Here is a 19,980-nt window from a genome sequence, read left to right as displayed (position 1 = left end):
CTGCGGTCAGTACGACGCGGCAGGCGGTCCGCGGTTCCCGGAGCCCGAGAGATCGAGGAGCCGGTGGACGCCGGGTGTGCGATACAGCGGAAGCGGGGCGGCACTCTGCGAGTCGTCGACGACGAGAATTGCCAGTATCGGGAGTATTCGACGAACAACGGTGGCTGCGTGCGAGATCCCACGCTCGGCCCCGTGCACGATCACCGCGCCGACGACGATCGCGATCGCGTGGGCCGCAAGCATCTGCTGCGTCAGCACCGAACCGTGGTGATCGCCGTCGACGATCGTCAGCAGCACGTGTCCGATCGTCTGCGCAGCGGCCAGCGTCGCCATCAGCTGCAGGCGAGGCGCGATGACGATCGGCACTGAGCCTGCGGCGTAACCGAGTCCCGCGCACACCAGTGCCAACAGGACGATCGCGGCGTCGGAGGGGAACATACCTCCGCCGAATGCGTGCGCGGTGGCGGTGATCGTTGCCGTCAGAGCGCCGACGGCAGACCCGCGCAGGGCTGCGGATCCGTCCGGGGTCGCGGGCACGAACAGCAGACTACTACCCGTTTCGGCAGAGGCACTGGCGTCTCGCCTATGTCGCATGGTTTGTGCGCGAAAACCGATCCAGCGGTCTTTTTCGAGTCCGTTATGGTGATCGCGAGTATCACGCCACGTTCAGAGAGGATTGCCGTGCCGGACAGTTCGGATGTGGCTCAGGCCCGTGTGTTCGCCAACATGCTCGCGGCCGAAATTGCGTCGACATCGAGCCGAATCGAGGTCTCCGAGAACTACGCCCACAAGGCCTTCCGGGTGGGCGACCCCCGCAGCGCGAAGTGGCACACCGACGAGGCCCGCGCTCAGAAGCAGGCGCTCTACGAATTGCACCGCCAACTGGACGCACTGCACAGCCGCTTCCAGATCTCGAAGGGTGAACCCGAACCCGTGTGCTGACGTCCGGCTCGGTGTGTGAGGGCGCCTGGTCCGGGGTACCGCGACAAGATGGTTTTCGACAAGACAGACAACGGCTCGGGGGCCGAAAGCGAAGGACAACGAACGATCACGATCGGGTTGGTGGCCGACGAGGGATTCGCGTCGACGATAGCGGCCGCCATCGAACAGGAACTTCCGCCCACCATCACGATCGACGGAACCGATGCCCGACTGGACACGGCCCGGCCCGCAGTCACGCTGCCTCCCACCGAGGCAGGTTCTGCGCCGTTGGGTCAGTGGCTGGAGGCCATTCAGGCCACCAACACATTCGACCTGGCGCTCTGCATCTCCGAGGTTCCGCGACGCGTCGGGGCCAGCCCGGTCGTCGCCGAATTGCGTGACGGTTCGACCGGTGCTTTGTACGTACCCTCGTTCGGCACCATAGGAGTACGGCGTCGCGCTGTGGCGGTGGCCATCGCCATCGTGCACGATCTCCTCCGCAGCGATACTGCCTCGCGGCCACACCTGCGACGGTCGATGTCCAAGTGGGCTCCGGGCCCCGACCCCGACGGTGGCGGAGAGCGAATCCTGCTCACTCCCGGCATGTTCGGCCGAACACGCATGATCATGGGCATGATTCGCTGCAATCGGCCGTGGCGTCTCGTCCCCGCACTGTCGAGCGTGCTCGCGGCCGCGAGCGCCGCGTCGGCGTTCGGTGTGTTCTACGCGAGCATCTGGCAGATGGCGGCCTCGATGACACCTGCCCGGCTCACACTGATCGGCGTCGCCGCCATCGTGGCCATCACGGTGTGGCTGATCTTTCCGCACGGCCTCTGGGAGCACCGACGGTTCCGCTCCTCGACCACCGATCGCTGGATATACAACTCTGCCACTCTCGGCACCGTTGTGGCCGGCGTGCTGTGTATGTATGCCGTTCTGTTCGCGGTCGTGTTGCTCTCTGCTGCCGTGGTGATCTCGCCCGAGTTTCTCACCGCTCAGATCGGGCGAGAAGCAAACACGGCGGACTACCTGTCACTGGCCTGGTTGGCGGCGTCGTTGGGCACGGTCGCCGGAGCAGTGGGGTCGTCGGTGTCCGATCGCAGCGACATCCTCAACGCTACGTACGGCCACCGAGAGATGCTCCGGCGTCAGCACAGTGCAGAACGGTCCCGCACCGACGACGCCGGTGCGGCTCAGCCCGAAGCTCGGTCCCAGGCCCAATGACCCAGGGCCGCGACGGCGGCGGTCAGCGCGGCACCGAGCAACACCGGTATCGCGATATCCACCCGGAGTAGCAGCGCACCGATGACGGCACCGACGAACAGCACGAGGATCGCCCAGAGCCGCCGGTTGAACAGCCGACCGGGGCCCTGGCCGACGAACGACTCGCCGGCGAGCGAGGTGATGGTCGACGTGACGACGACGGTCGTCATGTCCTTGACCGCGAGGAAGCGCGCAGCGAGCGCCTGAGCCCCCATGTCGACTGCGATGACACTGGCGATCGCGATACCGAGCGGCGAGTTGCCTTGCACGTCGACCACCAGCAGCGTGACGCCTGCTGCGAGAAGTGCCAGTGTTCCCACTGCGAAGATCGCGGTGACCCGGATGTTCCATCCCGGCGCAGCCGAGCGAAGCGTCACCCCGGCCAGCGCGGCACCGAGCACGAAGGCGAACAGCGCTACCAGCGGGCCGACGATCGGCAGTCCGTCCTCACCTGCCACCCCCATACCGAGGATGACGATGTTGCCGGTCATGTTTCCGGTGAAGATGCGGTCGAGCCCGAGGTAGCCGACGGCGTCCAGCATGCCGGTCACCATCGTCAGCACCATCATCGACCACAATCGGAGATGACCGTTCACGGCCTCGCCGACACGGTGCCTCATGGTCGTCGGTGCCGGCCCGTCTCCGGCCACCGTCGTTTCGTCGAGACTCATGCGGTCACCCACACGCCGCCGTCACTGCGCGGGTCCGCGCCGGCACCGAGCGTTCCGTCGGCTGAAACCCTGGCCACCATGGAATGACCTGCGTTACTGTCCAATTCGGTGCCATGCTTGACGGTGAACACCGTCTGCGAGATCTGTTCGACGGCGGAGTCCTCCAATGTCGGCTCGACCAGTACCGAACCGTTGGGTGTGCCGGCTTCCAATCCGCCGACGATGAATCGGGGCGCGGAGACGGTCTGCTGCGGATCGAATCCACGCAGCGCCCGCAGGATCAACTGGGTGTGAATCTGCGACTGCGCTTTGCCTCCCATGGTCGAGTGGGCGGACACCGCTCCGTCCGCCCAGTCCACGATTACCGGAACGAGCGTGTGCGCGGGCCGCTTTCCGGACTCGACGCGATTGGGCGACGCGGCATCGAGCGTGAAGAACGCAGCACGGTTGTGCAGCACGAGCCCGGTGTCGGGCTCGAGGATCTGCGCTCCGAAGGAATGAAAGACGGACTGTATCAACGACACTGCGGTGCCGTCCTTCGCTACGACGGCGATTCCGACGGTGTCACCGCCCGGACGCGGAGACGCCGTCGAGGTCTGGCGTTCGTCTCCTGCCACCCGGGCTGCCGCCGCCTCGTGAATTGCCGCGAAGCCGGCCGGGGTCAGCTGATCGTGGATATCCACAGTGGCACAGCGTGGGTCGGCAAGGTAGGTATCACGATGCTCGTCGGAGTCGTAGAAGATCTCGGCCAATACCCCGGCGTCGACATCGCCCGCAGACGCGCTCCCGGACAAGGCGGCACCGAGAGATCGAATCAGTGTGTAGCCCTGCGAATTCGGTGGTGCCGTGGCCACCGAGAATCCGTCGAATTCGCGCACCAGAGGTTCTTCGACGATCGGACGATGACGTTCGAGATCCTCTCTCGATACCGGCACGTCGAGTTTCTTCAGTCCGGCGGCGAATCGGTCGGCGGTGTGCCCGCGATAGAACGAATCGAGGCCATCGGTCGCCAGGTCCGTCAGGGTTCGGGCCAACTCGGGCTGCACGACGAGGTGCCCGACGGGGATCGGCTGACCATCGACGAAGAACTTCGCGCGCAAGCCTGGATCGGTGATCAGTGCGTCACGGTCGAGCTCGATCATCTCGACGAGTCCGGGGCTGGCCGGAAACCCCTCTGTGGCAAGCGAAATTGCTGGTGCCAGTACGTTGCGTAACGGCAGCGAGCCACCGGCGTCGAGCAGAGCCGCCCACCCGGACACTGCACCCGGAACGGACACCGTCAGCGGACCGTTGATCGGCATCGTCTCGATCGTCTCGAACAGCTGATCCACGGATGCGGCCGAACCGTATGCTCCCGATGCGTTGATACAGGCGGTGCTGCCGTCGCTCCTGCGCAGCAACGCGATGACGTCACCGCCCACACTGCACATGTGCGGGTAGACCACGGTGAGGGCCGCAGCTGCAGCGACCGCTGCATCGACGGCGTTACCACCGGCTTCGACGATCGTGCGGGCAGCGTCGACGGCCGCGGTGTGCGGCGCGGCGATTGCCACGCCGGGTGCCGGTTGCGACTGTTCGGGCATGAATATCTCCTCGAGTGCGGCCGATCCGAGAGCAGGATCGGTCGGGGCATGTTCTGGGTTCGTCCGAAAGTGTTGCGTTGGAGCAGTGTCACGTCATGGAAGTGTCACGTCAGAGCGCTCGTGCGATGAGCGTGCGATAGGCACCGTACAGCACCGCCGCGGCGACGATCGACGCCGCCGCCGTCGCACCGAAGAACGTCAGTTCGGTTGTTGCAGAGTATTTCTGAGCGAGCAAGCCGGCCAGCGTCGATCCTCCTGCCATCGTGAGGAAGTACAGCGAGGTCATGCCGGCCTTGTGCGATGCGGGTGCGAGCTGCGCCGTGGCCGACAGGACGGACGGTACGACGGCTATCTCGCCGGCACCGAACAGCAACATCGCAACGAGAACCAGCACAACGGAATTCGTCGCCCCTGATGTGCCCGCCATTGCCGCGAACATCGCCATCGCCACCGCCAGCAGGCCGATTCCCACGACGATTTTCGTTCCGGGACTGGGCTGCCGGCTGCCCATCCGCGTCCAGACGACGGCATAGATCGGAGCGATGACAGTGGCGAAGAGACCTTCCAACGTGATCACGGTTGCCGCAGGGATCGTCAACGAGCCGACCGTCAGATCGACGCGGGTGTCCATGTACACCGCCAGGGTGGTGAACAACTGGAACAGCAACGTCCAGAACAGCAAGCTACTGAGGAACACCGGAATGTAGGCGAGCACTCGTCGATGCTCGGTGGCGTCGACTTTCTTCGAGGACAACAGCATTGCGAAGTAGGCGATGCTGGCGATCACGATGATCGCGGTCAGCACGGTTCCCAGATTGTCGAGATTCAGGAGGCCGCTGACGGCCGCGGCAACGATGACCAGGGTGACCGATCCGGCGAGAGCTGCGGCCGCGGCCCGACGCGAGCGCGGAAGCGGATTGGGTACCGTTCGGGTGGCCTCGGGCAGATGCTTGTACCCGACCACGTACTGGGCCAGGCCGATCAGCATGCCCACTGCCGCCGCGCCGAAGGCGATGTGGAAACCGGCCGAGCTCTGCAGGGCACCGGTGAGCAGCGGGCCGAGGAATGCGCCGAGCGATATACCCATGTAGTACAGCGAGTATCCCGAGTCGCGTTTGGGATCATCGTTCGCATAGAGCATCCCGACCATCGCGGTGACGTTGACCTTGAGTCCGCCGGTGCCGATGACGATCAACAACAGTCCTGCGCCCATACCCACAGTCGTCGTGACCAGAGCGAGCACCACGTGGCCGAGGATGATGGAGATGGCGGAGTAGAGAACAACTGTTCGCGGCGCGACGAGCCGGTCCGCGACCCACGCTCCGACCATCTGCGCGATATAGACTGCGCCGCCGTAGGATCCGGCGATACCGACTGCCACTCCGACGTCGAGTCCGAGCCCGCCGTCGACGAGCGAGTAGTACAGGTAATACGCGAGGATCACCTGAAGGCCGTAGAAGCTGAATCGCTCCCACAACTCCGTGCCGGCCAGCGTCACGAGCCCACGCGGCTGATCACGGAACGTCGAGCCGATCGAGCCGTGATCTCCGCTCGCGTTCGGCTTGTGGAGTGTTCCGTCCGTTGTCATGCTGGTCCACCTCTGGGGTCCATGGGAATCAGTGGTTCAGGAGAATGAGTGACCGTTGTCACGATGTCTTGATCTAAAACTGGTAGGACCAGACCGTCAAGGTGAAGAGTGGGATATTTACACGTCAACGGATCTTTACTGGGGAAACAGAGCGAATCTGGTATTTTGGTAGGACCAGTTCGTAACCTGCGGGGACGGGGCTTTCCATGACAGCGTGGTCCGAAATAGACGTCGAAGCGGCGTCGGTCCCCGAGCTGCTCAGCGCCAGGATCGCGCAGCTGATCGACAGCGGTCGCGTCGAAGCGGGATCGAAGCTGCCCAGCGAACGCGCCCTGGTGACGATGCTCGGAGCGTCGCGAATCTCGATCCGCCATGCACTTCAGGATCTCGAATTGCGGGGTTATCTGACGCGCAGGCCCCGCGCCGGCCGCATCGTCGCACCACTGGAGATGCGCGCTCTGGCCGAAGGAAGCATCTTCGGAAGCATGAGCAGTGACCAACGCACCGTTCGCGAGGTGATGGATCTACGCACGGTCGTCGAACCACCCATTGCCGAGCGTGCCGCCGTCCGCCACCGCACGTCCGAGTTACATGCCTTACGCACTCCACTCGAAACGTCCGAGCGAGAGCTCGTAAATCGGCCGCCGTCTCTGCAGGTGATGCAACTCTGCGACGTGCAGTTCCATCTCGCGATCGCCGGCCTTGCCCACAACTCCATGCTCACCAGGCTCGTGACCGAGACCAACGAGTGGATGGCACCGTCGAGGCAGGCGAGTTTTCAGACCGAGCAGCGGATGCAACGCTCCGTCGATGCCCACCGCAGCATCTATCACGCTATTGCAGAACGTGATCCGGTTCGCGCCCGGAAGGCGATGCACGATCACCTTGCCGACGTGCTCGAGGCGATCACACCGCTCGCGCACTGACTTCCAGCGCCGAGCGCACCAGCCTGTTATCCGAAACGGTGCGCGAGAATGCGCTCGATTGGCCACTTCGTCGTGTGCGGATCGGGTGGATTCCGGACAGAATCGAGGTGCTATCGGCCCCGGGCCGATCGACCGCGAACAAAGGAGCTCGACAGTGCCCACCCTCGACCGTGACGTCGCTATCGTCGGGGCCGGCCCTTCCGGCCTGGCCGCAGCAACCGAGCTCCGCAAAGCAGGATTGTCCGTCGCCGTACTGGAAGCGCGCGACCGCGTCGGAGGACGTACCTGGACGAATACCATCGACGGTGCGAGCCTCGAAATCGGCGGTCAGTGGGTCTCACCCGATCAGGAATCTCTCATCGCGCTGATCGGTGAGCTCGGCCTCGAGACGTTCGACCGATACCGCGAGGGCGAGTCCGTCTACATCTCCGCCGCGGGCGAGCGGACCCGCTACTCGGGTGACTCGTTCCCCGTCGACGAGACCACCGAGAAAGAGATGGACCGACTCGTAACACTGCTCGACGACTTGGCCGCCCAGGTCGGCCCCGAGGAACCGTGGGCGCACCCGCTGGCGCGTGAACTGGACACGATCTCGTTCGAGCAGTGGCTGATTCGTGAGTCCGACGATGCCGAGGCACGAGGAAACATCGGCATGTTCATCGCCGGTGGCATGCTCACCAAACCTGCGCACGCGTTCTCGGCACTGCAAGCAGTCTTGATGGCCGCATCGGCGGGATCGTTCTCGCACTTGGTGGACGAGAACTTCATCCTCGACAAGCGCGTCGTCGGTGGCATGCAGCAGGTGTCGATCCGTATGGCGGCCGCCCTCGGCGACGACGTCATCCTCGACGCGCCGGTGCGAACGGTGCGGTGGAACTCCGACGGCGCAACAGTATTCGCCGACGGTGACATCGAGGTACACGCCAAGCGGGTCGTTCTCGCCGTTCCACCGAACCTGTATTCGCGCATCTCCTACGACCCGCCGCTCCCGCGTCGCCAGCACCAGATGCACCAGCATCAGTCCCTCGGACTGGTGATCAAGGTCCATGCCGTCTACGACACCCCGTTCTGGCGCGAGGACGGGCTGTCGGGAACCGGCTTCGGTGCCTCAGAGATCGTGCAGGAGGTGTACGACAACACCAACCATCAGGACAGCCGCGGAACACTGGTCGGCTTCGTGTCCGACGCCAAGGCAGACGCGATGTTCGAGCTCGACGAGCAGGAGCGCCGCGCGAAGATCCTCGAATCGATCGCACATTACCTGGGGCCCAAGGCAACCGAGCCGGTCGTCTACTACGAGTCGGACTGGGGTTCGGAAGAATGGACCCGTGGTGCGTACGCGGCCAGCTTCGATCTGGGGGGTCTGCACCGCTACGGCAAGGACAGCCGCACTCCCGTCGGCCCGATTCACTTCTCCTGCTCCGACATCGCCGCGGAGGGCTACCAACACGTCGACGGCGCAATCCGCATGGGTCACCGCACCGCCGCGGACATCGTCTCGAGAATCGTTTCCTGACACCCGATCTTCGATCGCACACCGCAGACCCACACCTAGCACCGAGGACACACATGCGCACTGTCACAAAACATAACTCGCCCGCTGCTGCGGCCTCGAACCTCGGGAGGCAGTGATGACGTGGACGATGCCGGCCGAAGGTGTTCGGCACGAACGGACCTGGATGGCCTACCCGTGCGAGGGGTATTCGCTCGGTGACACGCCCGAGGAGCACCACGAGGCTCGCACCACGTGGGCCGAGGTCGCGCAGGCGGTCGCTCGATTCGAGCCGGTCACCGTCGTCGTCGATCCCGCCGAAAGCGCCGTCGCACGCACGTATCTGACCTCCGAGAGCGCTTTCCCCATCGACATCCTCGAGGCACCGTTGAACGACGCCTGGATGCGCGACATCGGGCCCACGTTCGTGCTGTCCGAGGACGGCCGTGTCGGCGGCGTCGACTGGGTGTTCAACGGCTGGGGCGCGCAGGATTGGGCGCGCTGGGACAAGGACTCGAAGATCGGCGCGCTCGTCGTCGAGAAGTCCGGTGCCGAGATGATCGATTCACCGATCGTCAACGAGGGCGGCGGTATTCAGGTGGACGGGCTGGGAACGGTTCTCGTCACCGAGACGGTACAACTCGATCCCGGTCGCAATCCCACGCTGTCGAAGGCCGATGTCGAGGCCGAACTCGCCCGCACGATCGGCGCCACCACGGTGATCTGGCTTCCTCGTGGACTCACCCGTGACGCGGACGAGTTCGGAACCCGAGGCCACGTCGACATCGTCGCTGCCATCCCCTCGCCCGGCGTCGTTCTGGTGCACGACCAACGCAATCCCGAACACCCCGATCACGACATCAGCAAGGCCGTGTTCGAGATCTTCGAGAACAGCACGGACGCACGCGGTGAGAAGTGGACCATCGTGAAAGTTCCGGCACCGGAGATTCTCCGCGACGAGGAGGGCTTCGTCGATTACAGCTACATCAACCACTACGTCGTCAACGACGGTGTGATCGCCTGCAGCTACGGCGATCCCGCGGACGAAGAGGCTGCTGCCATTCTGTCGGCGGCATACCCGGGCCGCACCGTCGTCACCGTCGACGCTCGGCCACTCTTCGCCCGCGGGGGCGGAATTCACTGCATCACACAGAACCAGCCACAGGCTCAGACGGACTGAGTGGACGCGGGAGCAGGTATCGAATACTGCTCCCGCAACTCGTTCTTGCGGATCTTGCCCGTCGGATTGCGCGGGATCTCGTCGACGAGGATGTAACGCTTGGGGATCTTGTACCGCGCGAGCCGACCGCCGAGCGCGTCCGCGATGGCATCGAGGTCGACGTCTGCTCCCTCGACGACAGTGATTGCGGCAACGGCAGATTCGCCCCATTTTTCGTCCGGTACACCGAACACTGCGCAACTGTCGATGCCGGGCAGTTCGAGAAGTGCCGCTTCGACCTCGGCCGGATAGATGTTCTCTCCGCCCGAGATGATCATGTCCTTGAGCCGATCGACGATCGTGACGAATCCCTCCGCGTCGGCAATTCCGATGTCGCCGGTACGGAGCCAGCCGTCGTCGAACACGTCGGCGGTCGCGTCGGGACGACCCCAGTATTCCTTCATCACGTTGAGGCCCTGGATCTGAATTTCACCGCGCTCCCCCGGTTTCACCGGCTGTGACATCGCGTTGACGATCCTGACGTCGGAGAAGGTATGGGGAACCCCCGCGGTACCCATTTTTCGTTCGGCATCGACGGCAGCCAGCATCGTTGCGCCAGGACCACTTTCGGTGAGCCCGTAGCCCTGACACATCTTGATCCCGCGTTCGGAATACGTACGGAGCGTGCGCGGCGGCACCGGCGCCGCGGCCACCACCACCCGGCGTAGCGACGTCAGATCCGTGTCGTCCCACGCGGGATGCGACACGAGCGAGTCCAGGATCGTCGGCACTCCGAATGTATACGTGACCGAGCGTGATTCGACGAGATGGAGCACGCGTCCGGCATCGAACCCTTCCTCGATGACGACCGAGCCGCCCTTGAACAGGACGGGTAACGCAACCATGTCGAGCGCGGCGGTGTGAAACAGCGGAGCGCAGACCAGGGCTACCTCGTCGCTGCACAGGTCCAGATCGAGGACTGCGTTGAGAACGGCGAACAGCACGTTGTCGTGAGTCATCACGACGCCTTTGGGTTTACCGGTCGTACCGGAGGTGTACATGACGAAGCATAGATCCGCACCCTCCACCGATTCGTCGATGCGCGTCGAGGGGGCCGCCGCGATCAGCGATTCGTACTCCTCGCCGAGCGTGAGGCGACGCGTGGGGCCGTCACCGACCGCCGAGGTCGCGACGTCGTGCAAGGCCTCGGAATGCACCAACAACGACAGCCCCGAGTCCTGCACTGCGAAAGCAACTTCCGGTGCGGTCAACCGTGCGTTGAGTGGCACGAAGATCGCTCCGAGCACGCCACAGGCGAACAGTACTTCGAGGTAGGCGGGATGATTGGTGGACAACAGCCCGACCCGGTCCCCGGGACCCACCCCCAGCTCACGTAGACCGTGCGCGAGCCGGGTGGTGCGCTCGTCCAATTGCTCGTAGGTCGAGACCTGGCCGCGGAACTCGATTGCCGTTGCTCGCGGGCACTGCCTGGTACGTCGACGGATCCACGAACCGACGCCTTTATTACGCATCTGAAATCTGTTCCTCTCGGGTCCGTGATCTCAGTCGAACATGCGGTAGACGGCCTCGACGACGACCGCGGGGCGCTCGCTGCCTTCGAGTTCGATCGTCGCGGCGACGGTCAGCTGAGCTCCGCCCTTGGGCAGCTCCTCGTACCCCTTCAGCGTGGCGGCCAGGCGCACTCGGCCGCCGGCGGGGACCGGGTTGGTGAAGCGAACCTTGTTCAATCCGTAGTTGATCTTCGTGGTGACGCTGTCGACGACCAGTAGCTCGTCCCACATCGGAATGATGAGCGACAGAGTCAGATAGCCGTGCGCTATCGGACCGCCGAAGGGGCTTTCGGCCTTGGCCCGTTCGGGATCGACGTGAATCCACTGATGGTCGTCGGTGGCGTCGGCGAAGGTGTCGATGCGCTGTTGCGGCACCTCGATCCACGAGCTGGTTCCCAGTTCGGTGCCTTCGAGGTTCTTCAACTCGGCGAGAGTGGCGACGCGGGTGGTCATGATGTCTCCTTGGCGGACAGGCCGAGTGCGGCCAGTGCATTGGTCTTGAACACGAGTGGACGGATCTCGTCCTTGATGTCGAGCTCGGCGAAGTCCTTCATCCAACGATCCGGCGTCAGAACCGGAAAGTCCGAGCCGAACAACACCTTTCGCTTCAGCATGGAATTCGCCGCCCGCACCAGTTGGGGCGGAAAGTATTTCGGTGCCCAACCCGACAGGTCGATGTACACGTTCGATTTGTGCGTGGCGATCGAGATCTGCGCGTCCGCCCACGGCACCGCGGGGTGCGCCATGATCATCGTCAGTTGGGGGAAGTCCGCGGCGACGTCGTCGAGCAGCATCGGATCGGAATAGCGCAACTTGATGCCGTGCCCGCCGGGAAGTCCGGCACCGATACCGGTTTGGCCGGTGTGAAAGAGCGCGGGTACTCCGGCTTCGGTGATGGCCTCGTAGATTGGATAGAAGCGGCGGTCGTTCGGCTCGAAGCCCTGCATGCTCGGATGGAACTTGAAGCCGCGCACCCCGAACTCCTCGACGAGCCGGTGCACCCGCCGCACGGCGGCCTTACCCTGCCACGGGTCGACCGAGCCGAAGGGGATCAACACGTCGTTGTGGCGTGCCGCCCCCTCGGCGATCTCCTCCACCGAGTTCGGTGAATGTCCCGACGCTGCACCGGCATCGACGGTGAACACCACTGCGGCCATGTTGCGGGCCCGGTAGTACTCGGCGATGGTGTCGATCCCTGGAGTACGGTCCTCGCCCGACTTGAAGTACTTCTCCGACGCGGTCATCAATTCGTCGTCCAGTGCGCGGTGTCCGCACCCGTCTATCTCCACATGGGTGTGCACATCGAGTGCGAGTATCGAGTCGAAGTCGATGGCGCACTTGTATTTCGAGCTCATCGCGCCGGCTCGACGGGGAGGTTCTCTCCGACCGATTCGAGGCTGTCCGCGAACGTCGACGGCCACACAGCGGCGATGTCCTCGGCCGACCAGCCACCGTCGTGATAACTCGTGGCGATCATGTCCGGGTGCGTCCACAGTGCCAGGCGGTCACCGCCGACGGCGAATGCCTGACCGGTCACGTCTGCACTCGCGTCGCTTGACAGGAAAGAGACGATTCCTGCGGCGTCCGCGGGGGTCCCGAACCCGAGTTCACGACGGGCGAAGGGCGGCAACGGATCCCCGTTATGCATGGCCTCGATGTACGGCTGCAGGAACGGGATGGTCTCGGTCATCGCCGTGGCCGCCACCGGGCACACCGCGTTCACGGTGACACCTGCACGCTGGAGTTCCATGGCCCAGGTACGCACCATGCCGACGATTCCGGCCTTGGAACCGGAGTAGTTGGTCTGTCCGAAATTTCCGCGCTGACCGGCGGGAGAGCCGATGCACACGATCCGGCCGCCCTCACCCTGAGCGCGGAAGTGAACGGCTGCTTCGCGTGCGCAGGTGAACGTGCCGCGGAGATGAACGTTCACGACGGCATCGAAGTCGTCGTCGGTCATCTTCCACAACACCTTGTCGCGCAGGATCCCCGCGTTGGTGACCATGACGTCGAGGCGGCCGAACGCCTCGACCGCGCCTGCCACCAACTTCTGTGCGGTCTCGGTGCTGCCCACCGGAGCCACGACAGCCACTGCCCGTCCACCCGCGTCGACGATCGAGGAGACAGCCGCGTCGGCTGTCGCCTGGTTCACGTCGTTGATCACGACTGCTGCACCGTGGCGCGCGAGGTCCTGGGCATACGCAAGTCCGAGCCCCTGGCCGCTACCGGTGACGACAGCGACCTTGTTGTCGAGATTCATAGCTCTCTCCTCTTCGTGGTTACCAGACTGAGAAAACCATCAATAATTGATAAAGTCAATGATTTACGTTTGCTAGAATTACCGCCGATACGAGGAGCCTCATGACCGACATCGCACCCCTGTCCGACGACATCGGATTCCTGCTGACGCGCGCAGGAACGTCGCTGACGGCCGCCGCCAAAACGGCACTGGCACCCTTCGAGCTGCGCGTACGTTCGTACTCCGTACTGGCCCTGGCCTGCGAGCATGCGGACGGACTCGGCCAGCGGCAGCTCGCGGAGGAACTGGGCTTGGACCCCAGTCAGATCGTGGCGTTGGTGGACGATCTGGAGGTCCGTGAACTGATCACCCGACGGGTCGACCCCGGCGATCGACGAAACAAGCGCATCCACGCGACCGACGCCGGCCGCGCGCTGTGCGTGGACGCACAGCGCGCGCTCGCGGCGACCCAATCCGCCACGCTCTCAGCCCTCGGCGACCGCGGTGTCCGAGAGCTGCGGCAGTCGCTGCAGTCCATCGTCCGCGCACAGTAGATCTTGCACAGTAGATCGTGCACACGTAGACCGATCACCGTTCGTAGACAACCCTGCCACCGACGACCGTCGCGATGATCGGTAGTTCGGGAATTCGATCCGCCGGGCCCATCAGGTCGCCGCCGACTGCGGTGAAATCTGCGGGACCACCGACGACGATGGTTCCGGTTCCGTCGGTCAGACCGGCCGCCGCCGCGGCGTGGGTGGTGTACCCGTCGAGGGCTTGTCGAGCCGAAATCGCCTGCCGGGGTTGACGAGGAGGGTCGGCCGGCAGGCCTGCGGGGCGGCGTAGCCGGGCATCGGCCATCACGACTCGGGGATCGAAATGTGCTACCGGCCAATCGGATCCGAGCGCAACGGTCACACCGAGATCGAGAAGCTCGGCCACCGGCCAACCACGGTCGATACGATCGCGGCCCATGCGCCGAGACCAGTCGTCGGCCTCGTCCGCTCGGGTGTACCTGGTGCAATGGGTCGGCTGCATCGATGCGGCAATACCGGCGTCCGCGATCGTTGTCAGATCCTCGGGACAGACGGTCTCGAGGTGTTCGAGGCGATGCCGAACCCCCTTCCCGAGGGCTGCCAGCGTCCGTACGCAGTGGTGCACAGCGGCATCACCGATCGCATGAGTAGTGGTCGACACTGCACGGCGGTCGAGCTCGCGCACCACGGCCGCATACCGTTCCGGGTCGGTCCACGACGGCCGGGTACCGTCGCCGTACAGGTCCGGGTGACACAACCACGCCGTCCCACCTTCGACGGTTCCGTCCATGAACAGTTTTGCGCCCGCGTATCGCCACCGCGCCCCGGCGGTACCGTGCACCAGCGCAGCCAGTTCTGCGACCCGATCGGCAGGATGATCCGGCTGGACCCAGCCGTACACCCAGAACCGCAGTCCGGCGTCGTCCTCGTCGAGCGCCCGGATCATCTCGACGGTCCCGGGGAGGTCGTCCATGACGTGCACCCCGGTCAGCCCGACCGACGCCATCTCCTCGGTCACGGTGCGTAACAAAGACTTCGCCGCGACGACGTTCTGGGCAGGCATGACCGCCTCCACCAGATGGATGGCCGGCTCCTCGATCAGGTGACCGGTGGTCTTCCCGCCACTGTCCACCGCCACTCGGGCACCGCCGTGGTCGAAGGTCTCTCGGCCGGTCACGCCGGCAATATCGAGTGCCGCCCGATTGGCCAGCGACGAATGCGCGTCGTAGAACCGAATGAGAACAGGGGTCGTGACCGAGTCGGAGATGGCATCGAAGCTCGGAGCTCGGCCGCCGAATACGTTGTGATTCAAGCCCCAGCCGCGAATCCAACCGTCCGTCGGGTGCGCATCGTGCAGTACCCGACGCACGTCGTCCAGATTCTCGCACCGACTGAAATCCACGCCGAGTGACATCAACGCGCCTTGCACCACGTGTGTGTGGGCGTCGACCCATCCGGGCGTCAACGTGCTCCCGGCCAAGTCAATGATCTTCGTTCCGGGACCACTGCACCCCAGGACGTTGTCGGTGCTCCCGAGTGCGATCACTCGGTCGTCGCGAACGGCGACGGCCTGCTGCGGATCGGCACCATCGACCTGGGTGAGCACCGTGGCGTTCATCAGAATCAGTGTGGCATCAGTCATGTCGCACTCCTCGTGCATCATCGGCAGGTAGCGCGGTCGACGGTCCGGCCTGAGTATCGGGCAGTATCTCGGAATCGATGTCGGTCGTCCCCAGCCGTGCGTACACCTGGGGGCGGCGTGCCCGGATCCACAGGGCCACTGCCGAACCCAACGCGAACACCACGACGGATCCGATGGAGGCGACGGTGTTCACCACCGGGTCGGTCGTCAGGGTGGCGATTTCGATCTTGTCGACGACGAGGTACAGAGCGATTCCGATCAGGACGAACGCGGCGATTCCAGCGAGTGCCGCGCCCCGATCCCGTGCCACTTCTCTACCGCGCAGGAAGAACACGGCAACCGAGAGAGAGGTAAGCCATTGCAGCGCAAGGATTCCCACGGTTCCCGTACTCGCCGTCCACGCAGCCAACTGCAGGACCGGATCGACGTCGGCCGCGGCGAAACACGCGATGGCCACTACGGCCGTCGCCGTCTGCGCGATGCTGGCGATGTGCGGAGACAAGTGCTTGCTGTGCACGTGGCTGAGCCGCACCGGGAAGATTCCTTCACGACCGAGCGCATAGCCGTACCGGGTGATCGCGTTGTGGAAGGCCAGCAGAGCCGCCAGCCCGCTCGAGACGATCAGCACGCGCATCACATCCGTTGCCGCACTACCGACGTAGGTCTGCATGGCAGTGAAGAAGAAACCGGCAGGATCCGATGCAGCCGCGGCGACCGCGTTCTCGGCACCGAACGCCATGACTGCAACCCAGACGATGAAGCAGTAGAAGACCGCGAGGAAGATGACAGCGGCATAGGTTGCGCGGGGGACCGTCCGGTCCGGTCGTACCGCCTCGTTGCGGAACAGGGCGGTTGCCTCGAAGCCCACGAACGCGGCGAACGACACGGCCAGTACCGCCCCCATCGATCCGGTGAAGACGTTCTCGGGATAGAACGGCTGCAGGTTCAGACCACTCGCACCGCCCTTGGCGATCACTGCGATCGCCAATACGAGCAGCACCAGCACTTCGAGAACGAGCAGCACGCCGAGGACCTTGGCCCCCACCCGAATCGATCGATATCCCAGCACGGACACGATCGCCGCAGCGACCAACGCCCACAGCCACCAGGGTAGGTCGACTCCGACGAAGTCGTTCATCGTCGCCTTGGTCACCGCTCCGAACAACCCGTAGGTGCTGATCTGCAGGAGGGTGTACCCCGCCACGGCCACCAGAGCGCTACCGAGACCGGCAACTTTGCCCAGACCCATCCGGATGTAGGAGTAGAACGCGCCGTTGTTGTGCACGTGCCGCGCCATCTTGGTGAAGCCGATGGCGAACACCGTGCTGATCAGACCGGCGCACAGGTATCCGGCGGGAGCGCCGATCCCACCGATCAGCAACGCGATCGGAGCAACGGCCACCATGACGGTGAGCGGTGCCGCTGCCGCGACGACGAAGAAGACGATGTCGCGTGAGTTGAGGCTGGAACTATCGAGGGCATTCGGCTGCCCGGAATGTTGGGGGATGGTCATGGCCGGCTCCGTGTGATTAATCCAACGATGTTTGGTTTTGACGTAACGTAGACCACAGAAGACAGTTTGGAAAGACCCCGGCGAAATGGAGTACACGTGGCAAGGCCGAAGACAGCACTACTCGATGTCGATCGCATCGTCGATGCCGCACTTCAGATCACCGACGCCACAGGCGATTTCACAGTTGCACAGCTCGCCTCCAAACTCGCCGTGCATCCATCCTCGCTGTACCACCACGTGTCCGGAAAAGACGAAGTGATCGATCGAATGCGGGCTCGAATCGGTCGCAAGATCGACAACACGGGCTTCGGAACGGGCCCGTGGGACGAGGCATTGAAGAGGTTGGCGTGGTCGTATCGAGCGGCGTTCGCCCGTCACCCCGGGTCCATTCGCTTGTTCGCGACCTCACGCATCCGCGACCGCGAATCGCTGTCCGAGTACGAGCGAATCGCCGACGGTCTGCACGATGCGGGCTTCGCTTGGCCCGAGGTACTTCCGATCATCATCGCGTTCGACAACTTCATTCTCGGCTCGGCCCTCGACATGGGCAGCGGCGGTAACCTCTACACACCCGACCCGCAGATGCACCCGGCCCTCACTGCTGCGGTGGGCGATCCCGAGGAACAGCCGAACCCCACCGACGTCGCCTTCGAGCTGGGACTGTCGGCACTGCTGACGGGCCTGCAACACCGCCTGGGCAATCGCTGACGCACCCTCCGCTCCTCGGGGCTCAGTGCGCCCCGGTGTGTCCGAGAGCCAGGCGACAACTACGGAGGAAGCCGCGGAATTCGTCTCGTTGACGCGGCGACAGATCGGCGACCATGCGGTCCTCCAGGTCACCGATCTGCGCGTCGTACTCTGCGAGCAAGCGTCGTGCTTCCTCGGTCAAGCTCGTGAGCATCCGCCGTTTGTTGGCCGGATCCGTTCGGCGAGTGACCAATCCACGCTTCTCGAGTGCGGCGATCATCTCGCCCATCGTCTGAGCCGTCACGAAGGAATTGCGTGCCAACTCCGCGGACGACAGCCCGTCGCGTCGACGTAGCACCGTCAGCGCGGTGTACTGCACGGCAGTGATGTTCATCGGCCGCAACAGCGCATCCATCTGGGCCCGCACCGCCAGCTCGACCTGCTTGATGGCGTAGAGCAGCGTCGGCTGCTCGCCTGCCGACGACGGCCTCGATGCCACGTTCACCACCTCGCTTTCCGAACTCGCGTGTGCCTGCAGCCTAATTACCGAATGCCGCCGACCGGCACCTGGATCGCCTATTGCTTTCCGCGCATGCGCGCGGTTGTATATAAGGAACCCTGTTAATCAGGTCGCAGCCGGCCATCGAAGCGAGGCGTTCATGACGATCACCGACGACAGCGTCACTCTCACCCGACCCGACGTCACTCCCGGACGGCTCTTCGTCGACGGTCACTGGCGTGACGCTGCCGCAGGTGGCCGATCCGACGTGCTCGATCCGTCGACGGGAGCGGTGCTCACCTCCGTGTCCGAGGCGTCCGCTGTAGACGTCGACGCAGCAGTGTCCGCAGCTCGCACCGCCTTCGACGACGGCCGCTGGTCGTCACTGCCCGGACGCGAACGGGCACGCATTCTGCACCGAGCCGGTCAGCTCATCCGCGAACGCGCCGACGAGATCGTTGCCGTCGAGAGCGCCGATGTGGGTAAGCCGGTGTCGTTGTGCCGCCCGGTGGACGTACTGACCTCCGCGGAGCAGTACGAGTACTGCTCCGCACTGGCTCAGACGCTCGGTGGATCGCATCGCGACACTCCGCTGTCTGCGCACGCGTACACGCGCAGAGAACCGCTGGGTGTGGTCGCCGCGATCACCCCGTTCAACTTTCCGCTGATTTTGTCGAGTTCGAAGATCGCGCCTGCACTCGCCGCGGGTAACACCATGGTCCACAAACCCAGCGAGGACACCCCGCTCAGCGCATTGCTGATGGCTGAAATATTGACCGAGGCGGGCGTACCGCCAGGCGTGATCAACGTTGTCACCGGAACAGGTTCCGTTGCGGGAGAGGCACTTCTGCAGCATCCGGGAGTCGACAAGATCGCATTCACCGGGTCCACGGCTGTGGGCAGGCACGCTGCCGGGGTCGCAGGCCGCAATCTGGTACCGGTGACGATGGAACTGGGTGGCAACGCCGCGCACATCGTGTTCGAGGACGCCGACATCGACAAGGCGATCGGAGCGATCATCAAAGGGTTCGTCTTCAACTCCGGGCAGTTCTGCATGGGCGGCCCGCGCCTGCTCGTCCAGCGCTCCCGATACGAGACGGTGTTGGACATTCTGGCCCAGGCGGTTCCCGGTGTTCCCGTCGGCGACCCGTTCGATCCGGCCACGGTGGTCGGGCCGATGGCCGGAGAGCGGCACGTGCACAAGGTCGAGGAGTACGTGGACATCGCCCGCCGCGACGGCGGCCGTATCGTCACCGGCGGGCACCGTCCAGACCTGTCCGGGACGCCCCTCGCCGGTGGCTCGTTCTACTCCCCCACCGTCATCGCCGACCTGCCCGCCACGTCGCGGGTCGTTCGAGAAGAGATTTTCGGGCCCGTTTTGACGGTACAACCGTTCGACACCGAGGACGACGCGGTCCGCCTGGCCAACAGCACCGAGTACGGCCTCGCTGCCGGCCTGCAGACGACGAATGTGGCTCGCGCACATCGTGTTGCAGCACGACTGCACGCCGGCATCGTGTGGGTCAACGACTGGGCGATGCTCGACCCGGCCGTTCCCTTCGGCGGAGTCAAGAACTCCGGCTTCGGCCGTGAGTACGGCCCCGAGGGCCTCGACTCGTACACCAAGGTCAAATCCGTCGTCATCTCGCTCGACTGAATCGAAGGCTCGACCGAATCGAAGGGCAGTGCC

General features: G+C 64.4%; 19 protein-coding genes. 8 read left to right on the top strand and 11 right to left on the bottom strand.

Annotated elements, in window-relative coordinates:
* Positions 1–6: 6 nt before the first annotated feature.
* Entirely contained in the window at positions 7–537 is a 531-nt protein-coding gene (locus ASH04_RS12250; protein ID WP_072692075.1) for a hypothetical protein, read from the bottom strand.
* 144 nt (positions 538–681) lie between these two features.
* On the opposite strand from ASH04_RS12250, the gene ASH04_RS12245 reads away from it, so the two are divergent.
* Entirely contained in the window at positions 682–942 is a 261-nt protein-coding gene (locus ASH04_RS12245; RefSeq protein WP_139278424.1) for a hypothetical protein, read from the top strand.
* Between the two features lie 48 nt (positions 943–990).
* Positions 991–2,145 carry a hypothetical protein gene (locus tag ASH04_RS12240; RefSeq protein WP_080735663.1) on the top strand — a complete coding sequence of 385 codons (1,155 nt, stop codon included), beginning with the start codon at positions 991–993 and terminating at the stop codon, positions 2,143–2,145.
* Here ASH04_RS12240 and ASH04_RS12235 read toward each other — a convergent pair.
* The 3 genes from ASH04_RS12235 to ASH04_RS12225 all read right to left on the bottom strand — a co-directional run bounded on the left by ASH04_RS12235 (position 2,115) and on the right by ASH04_RS12225 (position 6,026).
* A complete protein-coding gene (locus ASH04_RS12235; RefSeq protein ID WP_230073706.1) occupies positions 2,115–2,855 on the bottom strand; it encodes a YoaK family protein in 741 nt (246 codons plus the stop codon). The two genes, ASH04_RS12240 and ASH04_RS12235, sit on opposite strands and share 31 nt — an antisense overlap.
* Positions 2,852–4,438, bottom strand: a complete 1,587-nt coding sequence (locus tag ASH04_RS12230) for a gamma-glutamyltransferase family protein (RefSeq protein ID WP_027495717.1) — start codon at positions 4,436–4,438, stop codon at positions 2,852–2,854. The genes ASH04_RS12235 and ASH04_RS12230 overlap by 4 nt, the downstream gene beginning before the upstream one ends.
* Before the next feature lie 109 nt (positions 4,439–4,547).
* A complete protein-coding gene (locus ASH04_RS12225; protein ID WP_052066510.1) occupies positions 4,548–6,026 on the bottom strand; it encodes a peptide MFS transporter in 1,479 nt (492 codons plus the stop codon).
* Between the two features lie 206 nt (positions 6,027–6,232).
* On the opposite strand from ASH04_RS12225, the gene ASH04_RS12220 reads away from it, so the two are divergent.
* The 3 genes from ASH04_RS12220 (at position 6,233) to ASH04_RS12210 (ending at position 9,624) form a co-directional block, all read left to right on the top strand.
* Complete coding sequence (locus tag ASH04_RS12220) at positions 6,233–6,952, top strand: FadR/GntR family transcriptional regulator (RefSeq protein WP_032369142.1); 720 nt, start codon at positions 6,233–6,235, stop codon at positions 6,950–6,952.
* A 154-nt stretch (positions 6,953–7,106) separates the two neighbouring features.
* The gene (locus tag ASH04_RS12215) at positions 7,107–8,468 is read left to right on the top strand and encodes a flavin monoamine oxidase family protein (protein WP_032369236.1); all 1,362 of its coding nucleotides are present in this window, start codon (positions 7,107–7,109) and stop codon (positions 8,466–8,468) included.
* Positions 8,469–8,583: 115 nt separating this feature from the next.
* Positions 8,584–9,624 (top strand): agmatine deiminase family protein, encoded by a 1,041-nt coding sequence (locus ASH04_RS12210; RefSeq protein WP_027495713.1) that lies wholly within the window; start codon positions 8,584–8,586, stop codon positions 9,622–9,624.
* On the opposite strand, the gene ASH04_RS12205 is transcribed toward ASH04_RS12210, so the two are convergent.
* The 4 genes from ASH04_RS12205 to couN are packed head-to-tail and all read right to left on the bottom strand — an operon-like array spanning position 9,612 to position 13,434.
* Positions 9,612–11,135: an acyl-CoA synthetase gene (locus ASH04_RS12205; protein WP_057473630.1), complete on the bottom strand. Its 1,524-nt coding sequence runs from the start codon at positions 11,133–11,135 to the stop codon at positions 9,612–9,614. The two genes, ASH04_RS12210 and ASH04_RS12205, sit on opposite strands and share 13 nt — an antisense overlap.
* A 30-nt stretch (positions 11,136–11,165) precedes the next feature.
* The gene (couM, locus tag ASH04_RS12200; RefSeq protein ID WP_032366817.1) at positions 11,166–11,627 is read right to left on the bottom strand and encodes a p-hydroxycinnamoyl-CoA hydratase; all 462 of its coding nucleotides are present in this window, start codon (positions 11,625–11,627) and stop codon (positions 11,166–11,168) included.
* Complete coding sequence (gene couO / locus ASH04_RS12195) at positions 11,624–12,529, bottom strand: 4-hydroxyphenyl-beta-ketoacyl-CoA hydrolase (protein ID WP_048317400.1); 906 nt, start codon at positions 12,527–12,529, stop codon at positions 11,624–11,626. The genes couM and couO overlap by 4 nt, the downstream gene beginning before the upstream one ends.
* Positions 12,526–13,434: a 4-hydroxyphenyl-beta-hydroxyacyl-CoA dehydrogenase gene (gene couN, locus ASH04_RS12190; RefSeq protein WP_032366819.1), complete on the bottom strand. Its 909-nt coding sequence runs from the start codon at positions 13,432–13,434 to the stop codon at positions 12,526–12,528. Before couN ends, couO begins: the two co-directional genes overlap by 4 nt.
* A 101-nt stretch (positions 13,435–13,535) precedes the next feature.
* Here couN and ASH04_RS12185 point away from each other — a divergent pair, with 101 nt between their 5' ends.
* Positions 13,536–13,967: a MarR family winged helix-turn-helix transcriptional regulator gene (locus tag ASH04_RS12185; RefSeq protein ID WP_032366820.1), complete on the top strand. Its 432-nt coding sequence runs from the start codon at positions 13,536–13,538 to the stop codon at positions 13,965–13,967.
* Positions 13,968–14,001: 34 nt separating this feature from the next.
* On the opposite strand, the gene ASH04_RS12180 is transcribed toward ASH04_RS12185, so the two are convergent.
* Together ASH04_RS12180 and ASH04_RS12175 are read right to left on the bottom strand one after the other, a co-directional pair.
* On the bottom strand, positions 14,002–15,591 hold the full coding sequence (locus ASH04_RS12180) for an amidohydrolase (RefSeq protein WP_082519281.1): 1,590 nt from the start codon (positions 15,589–15,591) through the stop codon (positions 14,002–14,004).
* Positions 15,584–17,104, bottom strand: a complete 1,521-nt coding sequence (locus tag ASH04_RS12175; RefSeq protein ID WP_082519242.1) for an APC family permease — start codon at positions 17,102–17,104, stop codon at positions 15,584–15,586. Before ASH04_RS12175 ends, ASH04_RS12180 begins: the two co-directional genes overlap by 8 nt.
* A 96-nt stretch (positions 17,105–17,200) precedes the next feature.
* On the opposite strand from ASH04_RS12175, the gene ASH04_RS12170 reads away from it, so the two are divergent.
* Entirely contained in the window at positions 17,201–17,812 is a 612-nt protein-coding gene (locus ASH04_RS12170; protein ID WP_032366821.1) for a TetR/AcrR family transcriptional regulator, read from the top strand.
* Positions 17,813–17,834: 22 nt separating this feature from the next.
* Here the strand turns inward: ASH04_RS12170 and ASH04_RS12165 are convergent, their stop codons facing one another.
* Positions 17,835–18,290, bottom strand: a complete 456-nt coding sequence (locus ASH04_RS12165; RefSeq protein ID WP_032369239.1) for a MarR family winged helix-turn-helix transcriptional regulator — start codon at positions 18,288–18,290, stop codon at positions 17,835–17,837.
* Positions 18,291–18,450: 160 nt separating this feature from the next.
* On the opposite strand from ASH04_RS12165, the gene ASH04_RS12160 reads away from it, so the two are divergent.
* Positions 18,451–19,947 carry an aldehyde dehydrogenase family protein gene (locus ASH04_RS12160; RefSeq protein ID WP_032391879.1) on the top strand — a complete coding sequence of 499 codons (1,497 nt, stop codon included), beginning with the start codon at positions 18,451–18,453 and terminating at the stop codon, positions 19,945–19,947.
* Positions 19,948–19,980: the final 33 nt, after the last annotated feature.

Origin of the sequence: Rhodococcus sp. Leaf233, from assembly GCF_001426165.1 — a bacterium.
Classification (GTDB): domain Bacteria; phylum Actinomycetota; class Actinomycetes; order Mycobacteriales; family Mycobacteriaceae; genus Rhodococcoides; species Rhodococcoides fascians.
Note: the sequence above shows the minus strand (reverse complement) of the source record. Positions and strands in the feature narration are given on the sequence as shown.